General features: G+C 55.9%; 14 protein-coding genes. 8 read left to right on the top strand and 6 right to left on the bottom strand.

The genetic code is table 11. From position 1 onward, the window contains the following. Window positions 1-267: 267 nt before the first annotated feature. Entirely contained in the window at window positions 268-777 is a 510-nt protein-coding gene (locus RISK_RS08945) for a hypothetical protein (RefSeq protein WP_236696163.1), read from the top strand. Between the two features lie 101 nt (window positions 778-878). Here the strand turns inward: RISK_RS08945 and RISK_RS08940 are convergent, their stop codons facing one another. Beyond that, window positions 879-1,916 carry an NAD-dependent epimerase/dehydratase family protein gene (locus RISK_RS08940; protein ID WP_047814166.1) on the bottom strand — a complete coding sequence of 346 codons (1,038 nt, stop codon included), beginning with the start codon at window positions 1,914-1,916 and terminating at the stop codon, window positions 879-881. A 190-nt stretch (window positions 1,917-2,106) separates the two neighbouring features. On the opposite strand from RISK_RS08940, the gene RISK_RS08935 reads away from it, so the two are divergent. Beyond that, window positions 2,107-2,754, top strand: coding sequence for a hypothetical protein (locus RISK_RS08935; RefSeq protein ID WP_047814165.1), 648 nt, complete (start codon window positions 2,107-2,109; stop codon window positions 2,752-2,754). 106 nt (window positions 2,755-2,860) lie between these two features. Here the strand turns inward: RISK_RS08935 and RISK_RS08930 are convergent, their stop codons facing one another. Next, entirely contained in the window at window positions 2,861-3,166 is a 306-nt protein-coding gene (locus RISK_RS08930; RefSeq protein ID WP_047813927.1) for a hypothetical protein, read from the bottom strand. Window positions 3,167-3,461: 295 nt separating this feature from the next. On the opposite strand from RISK_RS08930, the gene RISK_RS08925 reads away from it, so the two are divergent. From RISK_RS08925 to RISK_RS08915, 3 genes are all read left to right on the top strand, one after another. Beyond that, window positions 3,462-3,824 (top strand): SpoIIAA family protein, encoded by a 363-nt coding sequence (locus tag RISK_RS08925; protein WP_047813926.1) that lies wholly within the window; start codon window positions 3,462-3,464, stop codon window positions 3,822-3,824. 69 nt (window positions 3,825-3,893) lie between these two features. Further along, a complete protein-coding gene (locus RISK_RS08920) occupies window positions 3,894-5,966 on the top strand; it encodes a glycogen debranching protein (RefSeq protein WP_236696162.1) in 2,073 nt (690 codons plus the stop codon). Window positions 5,967-6,263: 297 nt separating this feature from the next. After that, the gene (locus tag RISK_RS08915) at window positions 6,264-8,135 is read left to right on the top strand and encodes a heavy metal translocating P-type ATPase (protein WP_047814164.1); all 1,872 of its coding nucleotides are present in this window, start codon (window positions 6,264-6,266) and stop codon (window positions 8,133-8,135) included. A 113-nt stretch (window positions 8,136-8,248) separates the two neighbouring features. On the opposite strand, the gene RISK_RS08910 is transcribed toward RISK_RS08915, so the two are convergent. Further along, entirely contained in the window at window positions 8,249-8,632 is a 384-nt protein-coding gene (locus RISK_RS08910; RefSeq protein WP_053061099.1) for an SDR family NAD(P)-dependent oxidoreductase, read from the bottom strand. A gap of 174 nt (window positions 8,633-8,806) precedes the next feature. Here RISK_RS08910 and RISK_RS08905 point away from each other — a divergent pair, with 174 nt between their 5' ends. Beyond that, the gene (locus RISK_RS08905; protein ID WP_047813924.1) at window positions 8,807-9,808 is read left to right on the top strand and encodes a TIGR00341 family protein; all 1,002 of its coding nucleotides are present in this window, start codon (window positions 8,807-8,809) and stop codon (window positions 9,806-9,808) included. 116 nt (window positions 9,809-9,924) lie between these two features. Here the strand turns inward: RISK_RS08905 and hemG are convergent, their stop codons facing one another. Genes hemG through RISK_RS27975 form a run of 3 tightly spaced genes read right to left on the bottom strand, consistent with a single transcriptional unit; the run spans window position 9,925 to window position 13,619 of the window. Continuing rightward, window positions 9,925-10,800, bottom strand: a complete 876-nt coding sequence (gene hemG, locus RISK_RS08900; protein WP_047813923.1) for a menaquinone-dependent protoporphyrinogen IX dehydrogenase — start codon at window positions 10,798-10,800, stop codon at window positions 9,925-9,927. Window positions 10,801-10,845: 45 nt separating this feature from the next. Next, complete coding sequence (locus RISK_RS08895) at window positions 10,846-11,214, bottom strand: response regulator (RefSeq protein ID WP_047813922.1); 369 nt, start codon at window positions 11,212-11,214, stop codon at window positions 10,846-10,848. Further along, window positions 11,211-13,619: a PAS domain S-box protein gene (locus RISK_RS27975; protein WP_160311416.1), complete on the bottom strand. Its 2,409-nt coding sequence runs from the start codon at window positions 13,617-13,619 to the stop codon at window positions 11,211-11,213. The genes RISK_RS08895 and RISK_RS27975 overlap by 4 nt, the downstream gene beginning before the upstream one ends. Window positions 13,620-14,039: 420 nt before the next feature. Here RISK_RS27975 and RISK_RS08880 point away from each other — a divergent pair, with 420 nt between their 5' ends. After that, entirely contained in the window at window positions 14,040-15,371 is a 1,332-nt protein-coding gene (locus RISK_RS08880) for a sigma-54-dependent transcriptional regulator (protein ID WP_047813921.1), read from the top strand. A gap of 184 nt (window positions 15,372-15,555) precedes the next feature. Continuing rightward, on the top strand, window positions 15,556-16,611 hold the full coding sequence (locus RISK_RS08875) for an HlyD family secretion protein (RefSeq protein ID WP_047813920.1): 1,056 nt from the start codon (window positions 15,556-15,558) through the stop codon (window positions 16,609-16,611). The last annotated feature ends 21 nt before the right edge of the window (window positions 16,612-16,632 follow it).

Genomic DNA, 16,632 nt, shown 5'->3' with positions numbered 1-16,632 from the left:
GCGGATCGATTGATTGGCAATTGCTGTACCACAGCCCGGGAGAACACGTCTTGCCAATCGAACCATGCCATATCCCTCGTCAAAAATTTCCCGACTGCCCTTGTCCCTGTGACAGGATGTCATCCGACGCACAGTCGCTGTGCGGGATGGACCATCACCCGGGTTCCAAACATCGAGAGAACGTGTGGGCACAAGAATCGCTTGGGAATGGTTGCTATCCGACGGCCGTCACCTTTGACTTGGCCATTCACTCCCTCGGCAATTCCAATGAGCACTCCAACAACCACCCACCGACTGCCCGCAGAACCTGACGCCCACGCTCTTTCTCGCCATTTCCGAACGGGGGTTCGGATTCTCTTGGCGGCGAGTTTGATCGGAACATGTGTGTCCCTATTGTTCTTTTCCGAGGTCGCCTACTTGGCCGCGATTCCAATCCCGTTCCTGTATGCCGTTTTGGCGTTCGTGAACTACTTGGAAGTGCGATCCCGAGCAACTGAACTGCGGGAACGCGGGCCAAATCGCCTCACCAAGGAAGAAATTGATGCGGATGTCGAAACCGCTGGGGTGATTCTGATGTTGAAGGTGCTGGGTGTGCTCGCCGCCGCCGCATTCATCATCGCAGCAGCCTTCTTTGAATGGCAATACGTGGGCATCATCGCCTCCGGATTGTTCTTCCTGGCCGTGCTGATCAACACGCCGTACTTGCCACTGTTCTTTGCGGAAGCCAAGCAAGATGAGTTGGACCACCTGCGGTCCGACAAGCAGGCATCCGAGTGAATCCCGCCAAGGCTGTCTTTGGAATTGCCAGCGATCGAATCGAACGATCCCATTGCTGGCCACCTTGTTATCAGCCGCACCTTGTCATCAGCCGAATATGGTCAAGAAGCCTGGCATGGGGCGAACCTTGGTTCCGGCAACCACCCTTGCTCGATATACCAGCGAGCGGTTTGATCCAGTCGAGCTTGCAAGTCGCACCCAGGACGAAACCCCGTGTCCTGTTCAAAAGAGCGACCACTGCAAATCCAGGAACCTGCGGTCGCCTCGCGGGCCTTGTCCAGCCCCAGGATGTGAGCGCGTCGACGCACCTGGCTGGCAAACTCATTGATCGCGGCGATTGCCCACACCGCAGACTTGGGATTGTGCAGCACGCGCACATGATCGCGTCCCAAAGCTTGCCCGACCATTTGCCCCAATTCCGCGTACGTGGGCGATTCATCCGCCGCCACAAAGTACCGACCGACACTGGGATGTTCGGGGTCAAGGCGACGACCTTGTCTGGACGCCAAAATCAATGCGGCAGCCAGATCATCGCCATGGACAACCGAAAACCGCTCCTCTGAAAATCCGGGTACGAGGTGCAAGTTCCACCGTGCGATGCTGTCGAACATGGTCAAACCGTCGCGATCGGCTTCGCCCAAAACGATCGGCGGTCGAATGATGGTGATCGGAACATCGCCCGCAAACTCCGCCACCTCGACTTCGCCAGCCAATTTGCTGCGTCCATAGTTCGAAACCGGTTGCGGCTCGTCGGATTCAATGCGGGGGCAACTGCAGGTTGTCGGGCCAACCGCCGCCAACGAAGACACGTGCACCAACGTGGGCGGACTGCGCTGATGTGCGCAAGCGTGCGCGACCATTCGCACGCCTTCCACATTGATCCGGTGCAAATCGCGTTTTCGTAGACTCTTCGTCGCTCCCGCCAAGTGGTAAACCACATCGACATCGGCCAGATACCTTGAAAACGATTCGGGGGCCGTGATATCGCCCATCACATATCGCGGCTTCATCTCGTCGAGTTGACTGGTGTCCGATGTTGGACGAACCAAGCAAGTCACCTCGTCCCCTGCATCACGAAGTTGACGAACCAGGTGGCCGCCAATGAAACCGCTGGCCCCGGTCACAAAAGCATGTGTCATGTTGTTTCTCTCAAGTGAAGTGTACCCGGCAACACGCATCGATCCCTCGTCAACACGAGCGCAATGACAACGCGTGATGGCCGGGCAAAGCAAGCAACGTGCCAGATCGAGCGTCACGGCACGCCAACTGCGTCCCACCCAGTCTCAGATCGATCTCCACTCACCACCCGTCTCAAGTCGCTGGCTCATCATGAAACCTCCCCTGGACAATCTGCTTGCCGAGATCCGCGACCTGGAAAAACTGGTCTCCGAGAAACTCCAACAAACACAGTCCAAGCTGACGTTCGACTTCGATCGAGGCCGCGCTGTCTTTTCAGCTGAAGTCAAAAAGCGCCATCGCGCTCAGGCTCGCCGAGTCTGGCAAACGGTCTGGGAGTCCCCGTTCCTGATGATTCTAACCGCGCCTGTGATCTATTCCTTGATCATCCCGCTGGCGTTGCTGGATCTCTTCGTGAGCGTTTACCAGTGGATCTGTTTTCCGGTGTACCACATCCCCCGCGTTCGTCGTGCAGAATACGTGGTGATCGATCGACACCTGCTGAACTATTTGAATGTGATTGAAAAACTCAACTGCGTTTACTGCGGGTACGGAAACGGTGTTCTGGCTTACGCGAGCGAAATCTCCTCTCGCACCGAGCAGTACTGGTGCCCAATCAAACACGCCAAACTCGGCAAGGGTTGTCACAGTCGTCAGTGCCTGTTCTGTGACTTTGGCGACGCCGATGGCTTCCGACGTGAATACGCGACTTTGCGAGAACAATTCCATGACATCGAAGCAGAGGACTTGGCCTCTGCCACGGGAAATTCCGGTGAGGAGACGTCGCCTCTCAAACTGTGACCCCAACGGCGAATCGGGACACCATGATTCCGAGACTCTCAGCCGTTCAACTCAATGCACAGACAGTCCTGCGGTGAACGCGTCTGAGATCGTGTCGATCCGAATCTCATGCGTGCGTGGAAGTGAATGCCGGCGGGTCACTGGCGGGAAAACTTTCGTCGCTTGCCTCGTCAATCCAATGATCTTCATGATCGTGCGTCACATCCGATTGCCACTTCACGGCTAAGTGAGCCGCGTCCGCTACCTTGGCGAGCAATTCAGAGTATCGATGAGGTGGCTCGCCGGATGCGAAGGCGTGGGCTTGGGATTCGAAGATCTTCTCTTCGGATTTGTCATTGGCAAGCGTCCGAGCACACCCCTGAACACGTTCGCACAGGGACTGCCATTCCGATTGGACAAATGGATCGTTCATTGGATGCCTCGCGTGTGAAATTCAAACAACCGCTGAGCGTGCAAAGTGCGAGCCAATCCCTACCCTAAATGTCGACATCCTTCAGAGAGTCGTTTCGACATCGACTTGCCCACGTGACTGGACCAGGGCATGAGCAGATGCGGACAGGGCCTGCGCGATCGCACACAGGGTGTGACAAAGATGACAGCCTGGCCGATGGACATTCCGTTGCAAATGATCTGTCCGGGAATTTGGTCCCAGGTTTGCGTTTGCAACATTGCATTGCTTTCACCATCCACTGAACAGGAACCCAACCATGTCCATCGAACTCAGCGAAGTCGCCCAAGGCAAATTCTTGGAAGTCCACGTTTCCGGACAACTCGACCGGGAAACGTATCAACGCCTTGTCCCGGGTGCCGAGGAACAAATCGAGAAATACGGAAAGATTCGAGTGCTCTTTGCCATGCATGACTTTCACGGTTGGGACGCGGGCGCGTTGTGGGAAGACATCAAGTTTGACGCCAAGCATTTCCAGGACTTCGAACGCATCGCGATTGTTGGTGAACGCAAATGGGAACGTGCAATGGCAGTGTTCTGCAAACCATTCACCACCGCGTCGGTTCGCTACTATGACGAAAGCGAAATCGACGAAGCTCGTGAATGGTTGGTGGAAGACTGAACCAATTGGATTCCCCACACCGGCTCGGTGAACGCCGCCAAGGAACACGCCCCCTCGCTTCCCCCCTCGATGAACGACATCTCAATGAACGCCTGGGAACAAATTGAAGGTTCGCCTTTTCCTCTCGGCGCCACTTGGATCGCGAAAGAATCCTCGTTCAATTTCTCGCTCTATTCGCGACATGCCACCGCCGTGCATCTGTTGCTGTACCGACGAGACGATTTGGTTCATCCTGCGCGGGAGGTGGAGCTCAACTACTTGTGCAACAAGTCGGGCCCGGTTTGGCATTGCCGCGTCCACCGCGAACCCTCAGAGGATTGGTCGTACTACGCCTACCGCGTCGACGGGCCGGCGCCGCAAGGAGGCTACGACTTTCACGACTTCGACTTTGAAAAGATCCTGTTGGACCCGTTTGCAAAAGGCGTTTTCTTCCCCGAAACGTTTTCGCGCGACGCGGCCCGGCGTCCCGGATCGAACGCGGGCCAAGCCCCGCTGGGGATTCTGCCCCACCAAATTTGCGAATTCGATTGGCAAGGCGAACGATTGACTCGCCATGGCAGCGACCTCGTGATTTACGAGATGCATGTGCGTGGCTTCACCCGAAACCCAAACTCCGGTGTGCCCGAGGCGCACCGAGGAACGTTCCTGGGTGTTGTTGATAAAATCCCCTACCTGGTCGAGTTGGGCGTGACGGCAGTGCAATTGATGCCAGTCTTCCAATTTGATCCAGACGACGGCGACTACTGGGGCTACATGCCCCTGAACTTTTTCTCGCCGCATCACGCCTACGCCACCGATCCATCCGCGTGCAACCAAAGAGAGGAGTTCTGCACGATGGTGAAGGCCCTCCACGCCGAGGGAATCGAGGTTCTCTTGGACGTCGTCTACAACCACACTTGTGAAGGTGATCACCGCGGGCCCATCTATTCTTTCAAAGGCATCGACAGCAGCACCGCCTACATGATGACAGGCAACCCAGAGTCTCCGTATGCCAACCACAGCGGCACAGGAAACACGTTGCACACGGCCAATCGGGCAGTTCGTCGAATGATTGTCGACAGCCTGCGGTTCTGGGACACTCACATGCACGTGGACGGATTTCGTTTCGACCTTGCATCCGTCTTCACTCGAAACAGCGACGGTTCGATCAACCTGGACGATCCCCCGATCGTCAGTGAAATTGGCACCGACGCAGACCTCAGCGACGATCGGTTGATCGCTGAACCTTGGGATGCTGACGGGCAGTTTCAGCTCGGACAAAAATTCCCAGGGCAACGTTGGATGCAGTGGAACGCCCACTACCGCGACACGATGCAGGGTTTCGTTCGCGGCGACCGTGGCATGGTGCCGGATTTGATGACGCGACTGTATGGCAGCTGTGATTTGTTTCCGGATGACCTTGCCCACGCTTTGCAGCCTTTGCTGAGCGTCAACTACATGACATCTCATGACGGCAGCACGCTGTACGACTTGACGGCGTACAACGAAAAACGCAATTGGGCCAACGGAAACAACAACACCGACGGAGCCACGGAATACAGTTGGGATTGCGGCTGGGAAGGTGACGAGGGGGTGCCACCCGAGATTCTGCAGCTTCGCAAACAACAGGTCCGCAACTTCTTCTGTTTGTTGATGCTGTCCAATGGAACACCGATGTTTCGAATGGGTGACGAATTCCTTCAAACTCAGCGTGGGAACAACAACCCATACAACCAAGACAACGAAACAAGCTGGCTGGACTGGGATCGACGCGATGAGCATGCGGACATCTTCGACTTTGTCCGTGAATTGATCGCCTTTCGAAAGTCACATCCTTCGATCAGCCGCTCGCGGTTCTGGCGTGGCGACGTGCGCTGGTACGGGACCCGTCACGTGGTCGACATGTCCCCCGAATCGCGGCAACTCGCCTATGGCCTGCATGGCGAATCACAACAGGACACGGATCTCTATGTCATGATCAACGCTGGAACAGGAACGGTCGAATTTGGAATCCAAGAATGGGCGGTGGACAAGTGGCGTGTCGCCATCGACACCTCGCGCACCTCACTGGCGGAACTCGCGGAGACCCCATCCAGCCAATGCGTCGCGTCCCCCACCATGAATGTTCCCGCTTGGTCCATTTGCGTTCTTGTCGAACGATAGGTTGTTCCGTGCTTCCCTGCTTTTCACTTACGCTGTCGGTCGAAGCCGTGTTTCGGTTGGGCCGTGTCGTTGAAGAACGTCGATGAAGAATGCGGATCAGACGCTGGATTGAGCTGAATCGCTGGCCCCGAGGCTTGACCGAGTGACCTGCCCCTCGCCGCGGCGTCAAATTGAGCCCCCTTTGGGTTCGCCCCTCCGATCAGTCATCTTGGTCAGCGTGTGGCTGCGAGAATCGCTGCTTCGATCGCGAAAATTCCCCGGCGTTGGACGACGCACAACAACCGCAAGGCGGAAATCATGAACAATCGTTTGCAACTGGGAATCGCCGGGCTTGCCGTGGTCGCGATCGCGGTGCACTTGTGGATGCGTTTCGGGATGACGGTCGATGTCGACTTAGCTGGTATCGCGATGCATGACTGGCCGCTGGTGGTGGCACTCGTACTCGGGGGCATTCCGCTGGTCTGGAACCTGTTGGTCAAACTGTTTCGGGCCGAATTTGGATCGGACCTGTTGGCCGGCATCTCGATTGTGACCGGCGTGCTGCTGGGAGAATACTTGGCAGCCACCATTGTTGTTCTGATGCTTTCTGGTGGCGAAGCCCTGGAAGCCTACGCAGTTCGAAGTGCGTCCTCGGTGTTGCGTGCTTTAGCCAATCGCATGCCAGCGATCGCCCTTCGCCAAGTGGGAGATTCGACCGAAGAAATCCCACTGGACGAAATCGCCATTGGCGACACCATTTTGGTTCTGCCGCACAAGGTTTGCCCGGTGGATGCAACCGTGGTGACCGGGCACGGCACCATGGACGAGTCCTACTTGACCGGCGAACCGTACATGATGTCCAAAACACCTGGCTCGCAGGTGCTCTCGGGTGCAATCAATGGCGACTCCGCCCTGACGGTCCGGGCGGACAAGCGTGCTGTCGACTCACGCTACGCCAAGATCATGGAGGTGATGGAGTCGTCACAGCAGAACCGTCCCAAAATCCGCCGCCTTGGTGATCAACTCGGCTCTTTCTACACACCTCTCGCCGTCCTGATCGGTGTGGCGGCTTGGGTTGTCAGCGGTGATCCAGTTCGATTCTTGTCGGTGATGGTCGTGGCCACGCCCTGCCCTTTGTTGATCGCGATTCCAGTTGCGATTCTCGGTGCGATTTCGCTTTCAGCGCGACGTTCGATCATCATTCGCGATCCATCCGTTTTAGAACAAGTCGATCGCTGCAAGACGATGATCTTTGACAAAACCGGCACCTTGACCTACGGACGCCCCAAACTGGTCGAGCAATTGGTCGCTCCTGACCAGGATCCAGCGCGCGTGTTGACGTTGGTTGCCAGTCTGGAACGATACTCCAAGCACCCACTGGCGGAAGCAATCGTGTCCGCCGCCACCGAACGAAACACGACCTCATCGCAAAATGAGTTGTTCAGCGTTTCCGAAATCAGCGAGCCTCCCGGCGCGGGACTTCGGGGAATCGTCGATGGTCACGAAATGCAAATCACCAGCCGCAAAAAACTTCTTGCCAAGGGCGACGACTGGGCGGAACGATTGCCCGAACAAACTGGGGGCTTGGAATGCGTCATCTTGATCGATGGAGAATACGCCGCCACGTATCGACTGCGTGATTCACCCCGCAGTGAAGGCCATTCGTTCGTCGATCACCTGGATGCTCGTCATGGGGTCAAGCGAGTCATTTTGCTGTCCGGTGACCGAACCTCCGAAGTCGAATACCTCGGCAAACAAGTTGGGATCACCGAGTGTTTGGGCGATCAAAGTCCCGAAGACAAGCTGCGGTATGTGACCGCGGAAACCCAAACGTCGAAAACGGTATTCGTTGGCGATGGCATCAATGATGCCCCCGCGCTGATGGCGGCAACGGTTGGCATCGCGTTCGGTCAAAACAGCGACGTGACCACGGAAGCAGCGGGCGCCGTCATTCTGGATTCCTCCTTGGCCAGAGTGGATGAACTGATGCACATCAGTCGGCGGATGCGGCGAATCGCTCTCCAAAGTGCCGTCGGTGGCATGACACTCAGCGTGATTGGAATGTTGATCGCCTCAGTCGGCTATCTGCCGCCAGTCGCGGGCGCAATCGCCCAAGAAGCCATCGACGTGGTTGCGGTGCTCAATGCACTGCGAGTCGCCTGGGCTCCAAAATCACTGACCGATTTCTGACCCCTGCCACCCAGTCAGCACGCCCGTCCAAGACGGCCTCATCCCCGATTGGACTTTCAGCTCAGCCGCTTGGTGAGCAACTGGTTCGTCACCGAACACAATCATGCAATCTTTCACGAGCAGAACCTTCCACGATGGATGTCAACGTTCGTCCTCATGACTTGATTCACAAACACCTCGTCCACTTCCGCCAACTTCTCGCGAGCAACCAGTCCGCCTACGTGATGGACCAAGACGTGACTGGATTCACCTGAGGCATCACAAGCCTGCACCACCAAGCGATCCACCTCCGCCTTGCGTGTCATGTCGCCCTCAACCAGGATTGCGGTGCCACCTGCCTCTTCGATCTTGGCAACCGTTTCTTCGCCAGCCGCCCGGTTGCTGTGGTTGTTGACGACGACCTTTGCACGCGCTTCGGCCAACAGGATCGAACAGGAACGGCCAATGTCACGTGTGCCACCCGTTACGATGGCGACGCTTCCTTGGAAACGGTTCATCAATGGCCCTGTTTGAAGTTGAAAAGACGGGGTAGTTTCTTGGGGAAAATGGCGTTGCAATTCCACGTCAAGTCCATCCAGCAAATGCGTCCGATTGTCTCTCGCGGAATCAGCATCGACGCACCGGCGACGACTTTGTACCGCATCACTCCTTGGTCCATCGAATAAAACATCATGTCATTGCGACTGATCGAAATTGTCTTGCCCACCACGACGGTTCACCGAATGGACTCGGTCCTGAGCAGTGACACCGTGCTGGGGCGTTGGGACGACACCATCGACAACGACCATTCGTTGATCCGCATGTTGGTGCGTACGGAACAGTCCGAAGGGATGTTGGATCACTTGGCCAACCAGTTTTCCAGCTCAGAATCGTTTCGCGTGATGTTGCTTCCGGTGGAAGCCACTTTGCCGCGACCGCCTGAGCCCGTGGCAAAGGATGAAGCACAAACGAGTGAGTCATCGACTCAGCGGATCAGTCGAGACGAACTCTACGACGATGTTGTGGCCGGGGCGAAGTTGTCCAACGTATTTATCGCACAAACGTTGCTAGCAACCGTGGTTGCTGCGATTGGTTTGCTGAGAAATGACACGGCAATCATCATTGGTGCGATGGTGATTGCGCCGCTGCTGGGCCCCAATGTTTCCCTGTGTCTGGCAACGACTCTCGGCGACATGGATTTGGCCAAGCGATCCTTGCGCACCAATGGGGCTGGATTGCTGGTCACCTTGCTCGCTTCTTTGATCATTGGCTTTCTGTTCAAAGTCGATCCGACGTCCACCGCCATCGCCGCACGCACCAACGTGAACTTGAGCGACGTGATCCTGGCCACCGCGTCGGGTTGTGCAGGCGTGCTGGCATTCACGACCGGCGCTCCAGCGTCACTCATTGGTGTGATGGTCGCGGTCGCGTTGCTGCCTCCGTTCACCGTGTTTGGGTTGATGCTCGCCGGCGGCGAACTGCATGCCGCTGGAGGTGCCCTGATGTTGCTGGCCATGAACGTCATTTGCGTCAACTTGGCTGGCGTCTTCACCTTCGCTGTCCAAGGCGTGCGACCGCGGACCTGGTGGGAATCCGAGCGAGCGAAACGAGCCATCCGGATTTCCCTTGCAACCTGGGTCACGCTGCTGACAATCTTGATCTTGTTGATCTATTTCGTGGTTCAAAAGCCGTGATCCATCCAGCGAGACGTTTCGAAAGCCGTTCACCGAGGTGGCTCCGAAAACCACAGCGGCTTTCCCTCACTACAACGTCGAAAGGCACGTCGATGCCCGCTCTTTCGGTTGGAACGTCACGCATTCCGTTGCCGGAAGGTGAGTCGCGGCAATGGCTTGGCATAGCGATGTTTCCCAGCCAAGATCGGGCCCCCCTGAATCAGTTTCCTGGTTGCCCGAGGAGCGACCACTTTCGCCCTGGATCTCTTCGCACACAGACGACCAATCAACGGTGATTTCATGCACCGAAACGAGTTGGCGCGGGACATCCAACCATGCAAACGGCCACCATTGGCCACCACGTGGTAGAGGTTGGCGGTCCTTCTTTTGGAACGCGTCCGGTGAAGGGAATACTCTCGAACCGGTGTCCTCAATTCACTGAACCGTGGACGTTGCTCGGGGGGTCGCCTGCAAGCTCGGACCAGCGTCGCAAATCGATCAGCGAAATCATCGACGCGTTCCCAATCGGTGTAGTCGTAGTCCTGATCGAAATCGGTTTCCGCCCCCGCTCGCTGTGCAATTCGGTGCATGATTTGTCGCTTCAACCAGCCATACTTGGAATACTTGAGCGCTCCCGCGAAGCAGTCCATCACGGGCGGATTCCAAAGGGTGGATTGCAAGAACTCATTGGCTAACCTTTCAGCTTCCGCTCGCTCTTTCCGTTTCTTGCTAGCCGAGGCCAGGCTCACGGAGAAAAACGCCGTCGGGATTTCATTCAGGAAATCCAAGTTGTGCTCGATGAAAAACCGAATCCGGGGGTCATGGCGACCAAAATGCATGGGCGATCCGACCAACACGGCGTCGTACGCTTCGACTTGGATTTCAGTCGCAGAGTGTTGCACCACATCCAAGACATCACTGGGCATGCGATGGTGCAGCAACCGGCGATGGATCCTCTCGGCGATCTGTTCGGTTTGTCCCTCGTGAGACGCGAAGACAATGAGGTTGCGCATGATTGGGTGTCAGACTTTTTTTCAATGATGTGGTTGTGTGCGCTGCTAGATTCGGACTGCGTGCTGAATGGAGGCTTCCAAATCCCCGATGCTGATGGGTTTGACCAAATAGTCCACAATTCGGGGATTGTCGCTGACAGCTCCCTTCTCGTGCGAGGAGACGACAATGATCGGCACCGAAATGGCCTGTGAGATCTTCTCTGCCGCTGTCAAACCGTCCATCTTTGGCATCATGACATCGGTGATGACCAAATCAGGATGCTCCTGCTCGCACAAGGCGACCAGCTGCAGTCCGTCCTCGGCTGCCCCGACGACTTGATGCCCCAGACGGGGCAAGACGGCTTCGAAATAGTCACGGATGTCGGATTCGTCATCTGCCACCACGATCCGCAATGAACTTGATGGTGAATTCATATCTGTTTTCGAGGAATTGCAAGTTCGACACAGGCCCCACCTGTTGAGTTGTTACGGACTCCAATCGTTCCGAAGTGGGCCGTCATGATCCGTTTGGCAATCGCCATTCCCAACCCAGTTCCTTTCGGTTTGGTGGTAAAGAAAGCATCGAAGAGTTGTTTCTGTTGTTCTTTCGCGAGTCCCGGCCCATTGTCGCGAACCTGAATCAAGAGCGCTGGATCGCCCTCGATGTCACCCTCACGACAATGAACGGAAATCTCGATCGGATCCTCACAGGCAGCGAGCGCATTCTCAAACACATTGCGAAAGACCTGTTGCATCCGAAAGGGGTCAATGTCGCAGTTCACATCCACCGATGTTCCGCCATCCATCTGGGATGAATCCAGAAAAGTGACATCGCGTCCTTTCCATTCCGACTCCAGATTGGCCCAGGTTTGACGCCACACGCCGGCAACCGAGCAATCACAAAATTCCAGCTTCAATGGAGCAGCGTAACTTCGAAGCTCTTCAAACAACTGCTTCAAATCGTCCTTGGCTCGCGAGATGCGATCCAACTCCTTCACCATCTCGGAATTTTCGGGAACGTCAAAGCCTAGCATGTCGACTCCGATTTGAATTCGTTGCAGCGCGTTGCGACTCTCGTGTGCAATCGCAGACACCATCTCTCCCACGGCCGCCAACCGTGCTGATTGAATCAGCTTCTCTTGGACCGCTTTCAGCTCCGTGATGTCGTGTCCCACTGCCATGTGCCCCACTGCCTTCCCTTCCCCATCGATCAACTGAGTTGCATTCCAAAGGATACTACGACGCTCTCCTTCTCGGGTCACGCAAGACAGTTCGTAGCCTTTCAACGGATGTCCCTGGTTGACTCGTTTCGCCTCGGCGATCACGGCCTCCCTGGATGCCTCTTCCACAAACAGCTGATACGGATTCTGTCCCAACGCTTCGCTTCTCGAATAGCCAAGAACTCGCGTGGCCCCTGAATTCCACTCCGTGATCTTGTGGTCGAGGGAAACACAGACGATCAAGCTGTTCGCCGTTTCAATCACCGATCGGTAGCGTTGTTCGCGGTCCCGAAGTTCGATCGTCGCGGCTTCTCGATCCGTCACATCGGTCGCATAGCCTTCCAGAGCAATTGCAATTCCGCTCTCATCATAAATTGCCTGCCCGTGTTCCCAAATCCAGCGTAGGGAACCATCTCGGTGGATAATTCGAAACTTCAGTTGATACGGACGTCGCTCCGCGATCGCTTGAGCAATTTCACTTCTCAGCCGACCAATGTCACGGGGGTCCACGGTGGTGATCCAGCGGACTTTTTTCGATCGAAAATCATCCGCCGAATAGCCGGTGATCGCCTCGATTCCTTCACTGATCAATTCAATGCTGAAGTCTTCATCAATGTGACAACGAAACGCCGCCCCCAAGAGATTGCTCAACAACATCGAGTGTTGTCGACGAGTCTCACGGAGCTCTCGCTCCGATCGTTTGCTCGACGTCATGTCTTTTTGCACTTCCACGATCTGCACGATTTTGCCAGCTGCATCGTGAACCGGCGACATGGTCAACGCGACATCGATGAGCTGGCCATCTCGCGTGCAACGGACAGTGCTGAAGTGCTCGATTCGTTCCCCGTTGCGCAGTCTCTTTTGATATTCCCTTTGTTCCGCTCGGCGGTCCGCTGGAACCAACATCTCAATCGACCTGCCAATCGCTTCTCCTTGGGAGTATCCGTAAATCCGTTCGGCTGCTGGATTCCAACTTTGAATCACACCATTCAGATTTTTTGAGATCACCACGTCGTCGGTCGAGTTGACGATCGCAGCCAATTGACGGTCACGCTCTTCACCTCGGTGTCGCTCAATCGCCAACGCGGCGAGCTTCGCACACTCATTGACCAAGATTAAATCGTCGTGCTCAGGGCTTCGCGGTGTTTGATAGTACATCCCAAACGTCCCCAGGATCTCACCCTCTCCGGATAAAATCGGCTCGGACCAGCAGGCCCTCAATCCCGTCGCGCGGACCAATTCGCGATACGGTTTCCAATTGGGATGAGTGAAAAGATCTTCGATCACCACTCGCTCTCCCGTGCACGCCGCCATCCCACAGGATCCCACGCGTGGACCAATCTCCAGACCATCCATTGCTTTCACATAGCGATCGGGAAGCGAAACACTGGCGGCCAACTGCAACTGCTTCGCTTGGGAGTCGAGCAGCATCACTGACCCCAGCATGCCCTCCCGTGATTCTTCGGCCAGTTCCACCAACTTGGTCAGCGTGATCTCCAGCGATTCGCCTCGCAGCAGATCCTCCAAGATCCTTGAGTGCCGCTCCACTTTCAAACCTGGCAACTGAACCTCGTCTGACAACGGTGTTTGGTTGAGAGCCTCGATGGATGGACGGGTCATGCAACGAACAGTGGTGGAGGATCTGGACATAAGACGAATCAAGAACGGGCAGGACGACGTCACCGCAAACTTCGCGAGGAATCGTTCCCAAACACGACTGGGTGGCGTTTGAAACGCTCTTCGTGAGCGATTCGGTTCGCAGTTTGCGTACCCACCTCCGTGACAAAACTGGCCAACACGCATTTCCCAATCAATCGCCCGGCGGATCACGTCCAGCAGGCTCGTACGAAACAAACTGCATTTGCCGTTTTCGCGTTGGAGAAAGCTTTCTCTTGCCGAGGAGACCGCCCCCATTGGGCAAAACGCAATTCGTCCAATCATTTCCGCAGACGGACTCTGGCAGGCTGCGATCGAACGTCAAAGTGTGCACGGGAGATCACCCGGTGTGCTCATCCGGCCACATTTCATGAAAGCCACTCGATGAATGAAACACTCAGCATCCTGTTTGTTGACGACGAGGAAGACTTCGGCGAAGGCTGTGCACGCTGGTTCGAGCGGAAGGGGTATCGAGTGGCCCAATCGACCAGCGGCCAAGATGCCCTGGACCTGTGCGGCCACCACGACTTCGAGATCGCGATCCTGGATTGGAACATGCCAGGTCTGAGCGGATTGGAACTGGTGCAGCGAATGTGCGAATCCAATCCCGACACGGAGATCATCGTGTTGACGGGTGCAGGAACAATTCACAACGCCGTCGAGTCGATGCGTTTGGGCGTGTTCGACTTTCAGACCAAACCATTTCCGATGGACGAACTGGAACGTCGCTGCCGGGCCGCCTTCGAACGCCGGAAACTCCGAAAAGAAAACACTCAACTTCGCGAGGTCATCACGCGTTCGACGAAGAAGACAAGAGGGATGATCGGCCACTCGGCGCCCATGCAAAAACTGATGGCGTTGATCGACCGTGTCGCTCCCACCGAAAAATCCGTGTTGATTCAAGGGGAAAGCGGAACTGGCAAAGAACTCGTTGCCGCCGCGATTCACTCCGGCAGCCCGCGATCCGACAAACCCTTGGTGACGGTCAACTGCGCCGCCTTGCCTGAACAATTGGTCGAAAGCGAATTGTTTGGACATGAAAAAGGATCATTCACGGGCGCCACTGCGATGAAACCAGGCCTGTTCGAGGTCGCAGACGGCAGCACGTTGTTCATCGATGAAATCGGCGAGATGCCATTGGCGTTGCAACCAAAATTGCTACGTGTGTTGGAGGACGGATCACTGCGCCGAATCGGATCCGCCAAGGAGCGACACGTGGACGTCCGCATTGTCGCCGCCACCAACCGAAACATGGAAAACGAAGTGGCTGAGGGACGCTTCCGAGAAGATTTGTATTACCGAATCAACGTGATGTCCTTGGAACTCTCACCGCTGCGTCACCGTGGAGAGGACATCGAACTGTTGATCCAGCACTTTCTTGGAACCGAATTTGAGCTGGACGAGGAAGCCCAGGCGGCCTTGCTGTCCTATGAATGGCCGGGGAATGTCCGGCAACTGATCAATGTGATCGAACGCGCCAAAATCCTGGCGGACGATCAACTGCTCACCATGGAAGATCTCCCCAAGGAATTGCAGCGTCCCCCGATCGATCACGAGGCTCCCTTGGAACTGGCGGGATCGTTGCAGGTCCTGCAGCGGGATCACATCACCGAAGTGTTGCTGCGTGAAAACGGTAACAAATCCAAAACCGCTCGCGTCCTTGGGATCGAACGGCGGAAACTGTACCGGATGATGAAATCGCACGGGATCGGCTGAAGACTCCATTGAATTCGCGTCCCATCCGCACACCTGCAAGCGTGCACATTCACCGGAGTGCACACTCGTTGGTGTGCATCGTTGGCCCAGTGCGTGCAAACGATGAGCAATCTCCTCTGAAACAGTCGTGGCCTTGAATTTGCTTTGAATGAGGCATCGCACCTCCTTTCAAACAACAACTCCAATGTCCAAACGTCTTCTCCTGTCGTTCCTGATGGTCGCCGCCGGTGTTGGTGGTTGGGCTTGGTGGCGAACCGAACGCGCCGAACAAATCTCTCAGGCTTTGCCTGCGGAAATCGTGCAGGGCAATGGCCGCATCGAAGCGGTCCAGGTGGATGTTGCGGCCAAGTACGCTGGCCGCGTGTCTGAGATCACCGTTCACGAAGGTGACATGGTCAAGCCAGGTCAAACGCTTGTCAAGATCGACACGGCTGAACTGCGAGCCACGATGGCCAAAGCGAAAGCACAACGAGCCGAAGCCGTCGAATCACTCGCAGAAGCCGAAGCTGAAATCGTCCGCTACGAAAGCGAACTGCTGCTAGCTGACCGAAACTTGCAACGCACGGCCAAATTGATGGCTCAAAACGCAGCATCGCAAGAAGAGTACGACACACGAAAAAGCCAGCTTGATTCGGGCAAAGCCATTTTGAAGGTCGCGGAAGCACATCACCGCACGTCGCAACGAGCCATCGAGGCGGTCGATGCTGAAATCGAACGCATTCAAACCCAACTTGACGACTTCACCCTGCGTTCGACCGTCGATGGCCGTGTGCTCTACCGCCTTGCAGAGGAGGGCGAGGTTGTCTCGGCAGGCGGCAAGGTGCTGACTCTGCTCGACCTGAGCGACATCTACATGGAAATCTTCTTGCCGTCCGAGTACACGTCTCAACTCTCGATTCACGCCGACGCTCGCATCGCACTCGACTTTGCACCGCAGTACACCATCCCGGCGACCGTGAGCTTCGTTTCCCCTGAAGCCCAATTCACGCCCAAACAAGTCGAAACGATGAAGGAACGCGACAAATTGATGTTTCGCGTGAAGGTTCAAATCCCCCGTGAACTTGTGAAAAAGCACATTGAGAAGGTGAAGACCGGAGTCCGAGGCGTGGCCTATGTGAAGTTGGATCCCGATGTTCCTTGGCCAGAACGTTTGAATCAACGATTTCCGCAAGCCATCGAGTTCGACAGAGAATCGTTGGAAGATGCGAAGTCTGACGAAGCAACTGCGAACGCCTCATGAACTCAGAAGATGACACGGCCG

Origin of the sequence: Rhodopirellula islandica, from assembly GCF_001027925.1 — a bacterium.
Taxonomy (GTDB): Bacteria; Planctomycetota; Planctomycetia; order Pirellulales; family Pirellulaceae; genus Rhodopirellula; species Rhodopirellula islandica.
This window is presented reverse-complemented; position numbering and strand designations above follow the sequence as displayed.

What these genes read in the sequence shown, in the direction of transcription:
- RISK_RS08945 (WP_236696163.1), top strand. Translation starts at nt 268, where the DNA reads ATGAGCACTCCAACAACCACCCACCGACTGCCCGCAGAACCTGACGCC.
- RISK_RS08940 (WP_047814166.1), bottom strand. Translation starts at nt 1,916, where the DNA reads ATGACACATGCTTTTGTGACCGGGGCCAGCGGTTTCATTGGCGGCCAC.
- RISK_RS08935 (WP_047814165.1), top strand. Translation starts at nt 2,107, where the DNA reads ATGAAACCTCCCCTGGACAATCTGCTTGCCGAGATCCGCGACCTGGAA.
- RISK_RS08930 (WP_047813927.1), bottom strand. Translation starts at nt 3,166, where the DNA reads ATGAACGATCCATTTGTCCAATCGGAATGGCAGTCCCTGTGCGAACGT.
- RISK_RS08925 (WP_047813926.1), top strand. Translation starts at nt 3,462, where the DNA reads ATGTCCATCGAACTCAGCGAAGTCGCCCAAGGCAAATTCTTGGAAGTC.
- RISK_RS08920 (WP_236696162.1), top strand. Translation starts at nt 3,894, where the DNA reads ATGAACGACATCTCAATGAACGCCTGGGAACAAATTGAAGGTTCGCCT.
- RISK_RS08915 (WP_047814164.1), top strand. Translation starts at nt 6,264, where the DNA reads ATGAACAATCGTTTGCAACTGGGAATCGCCGGGCTTGCCGTGGTCGCG.
- RISK_RS08910 (WP_053061099.1), bottom strand. Translation starts at nt 8,632, where the DNA reads ATGAACCGTTTCCAAGGAAGCGTCGCCATCGTAACGGGTGGCACACGT.
- RISK_RS08905 (WP_047813924.1), top strand. Translation starts at nt 8,807, where the DNA reads ATGTCATTGCGACTGATCGAAATTGTCTTGCCCACCACGACGGTTCAC.
- hemG (WP_047813923.1), bottom strand. Translation starts at nt 10,800, where the DNA reads ATGCGCAACCTCATTGTCTTCGCGTCTCACGAGGGACAAACCGAACAG.
- RISK_RS08895 (WP_047813922.1), bottom strand. Translation starts at nt 11,214, where the DNA reads ATGAATTCACCATCAAGTTCATTGCGGATCGTGGTGGCAGATGACGAA.
- RISK_RS27975 (WP_160311416.1), bottom strand. Translation starts at nt 13,619, where the DNA reads ATGACCCGTCCATCCATCGAGGCTCTCAACCAAACACCGTTGTCAGAC.
- RISK_RS08880 (WP_047813921.1), top strand. Translation starts at nt 14,040, where the DNA reads ATGAATGAAACACTCAGCATCCTGTTTGTTGACGACGAGGAAGACTTC.
- RISK_RS08875 (WP_047813920.1), top strand. Translation starts at nt 15,556, where the DNA reads ATGTCCAAACGTCTTCTCCTGTCGTTCCTGATGGTCGCCGCCGGTGTT.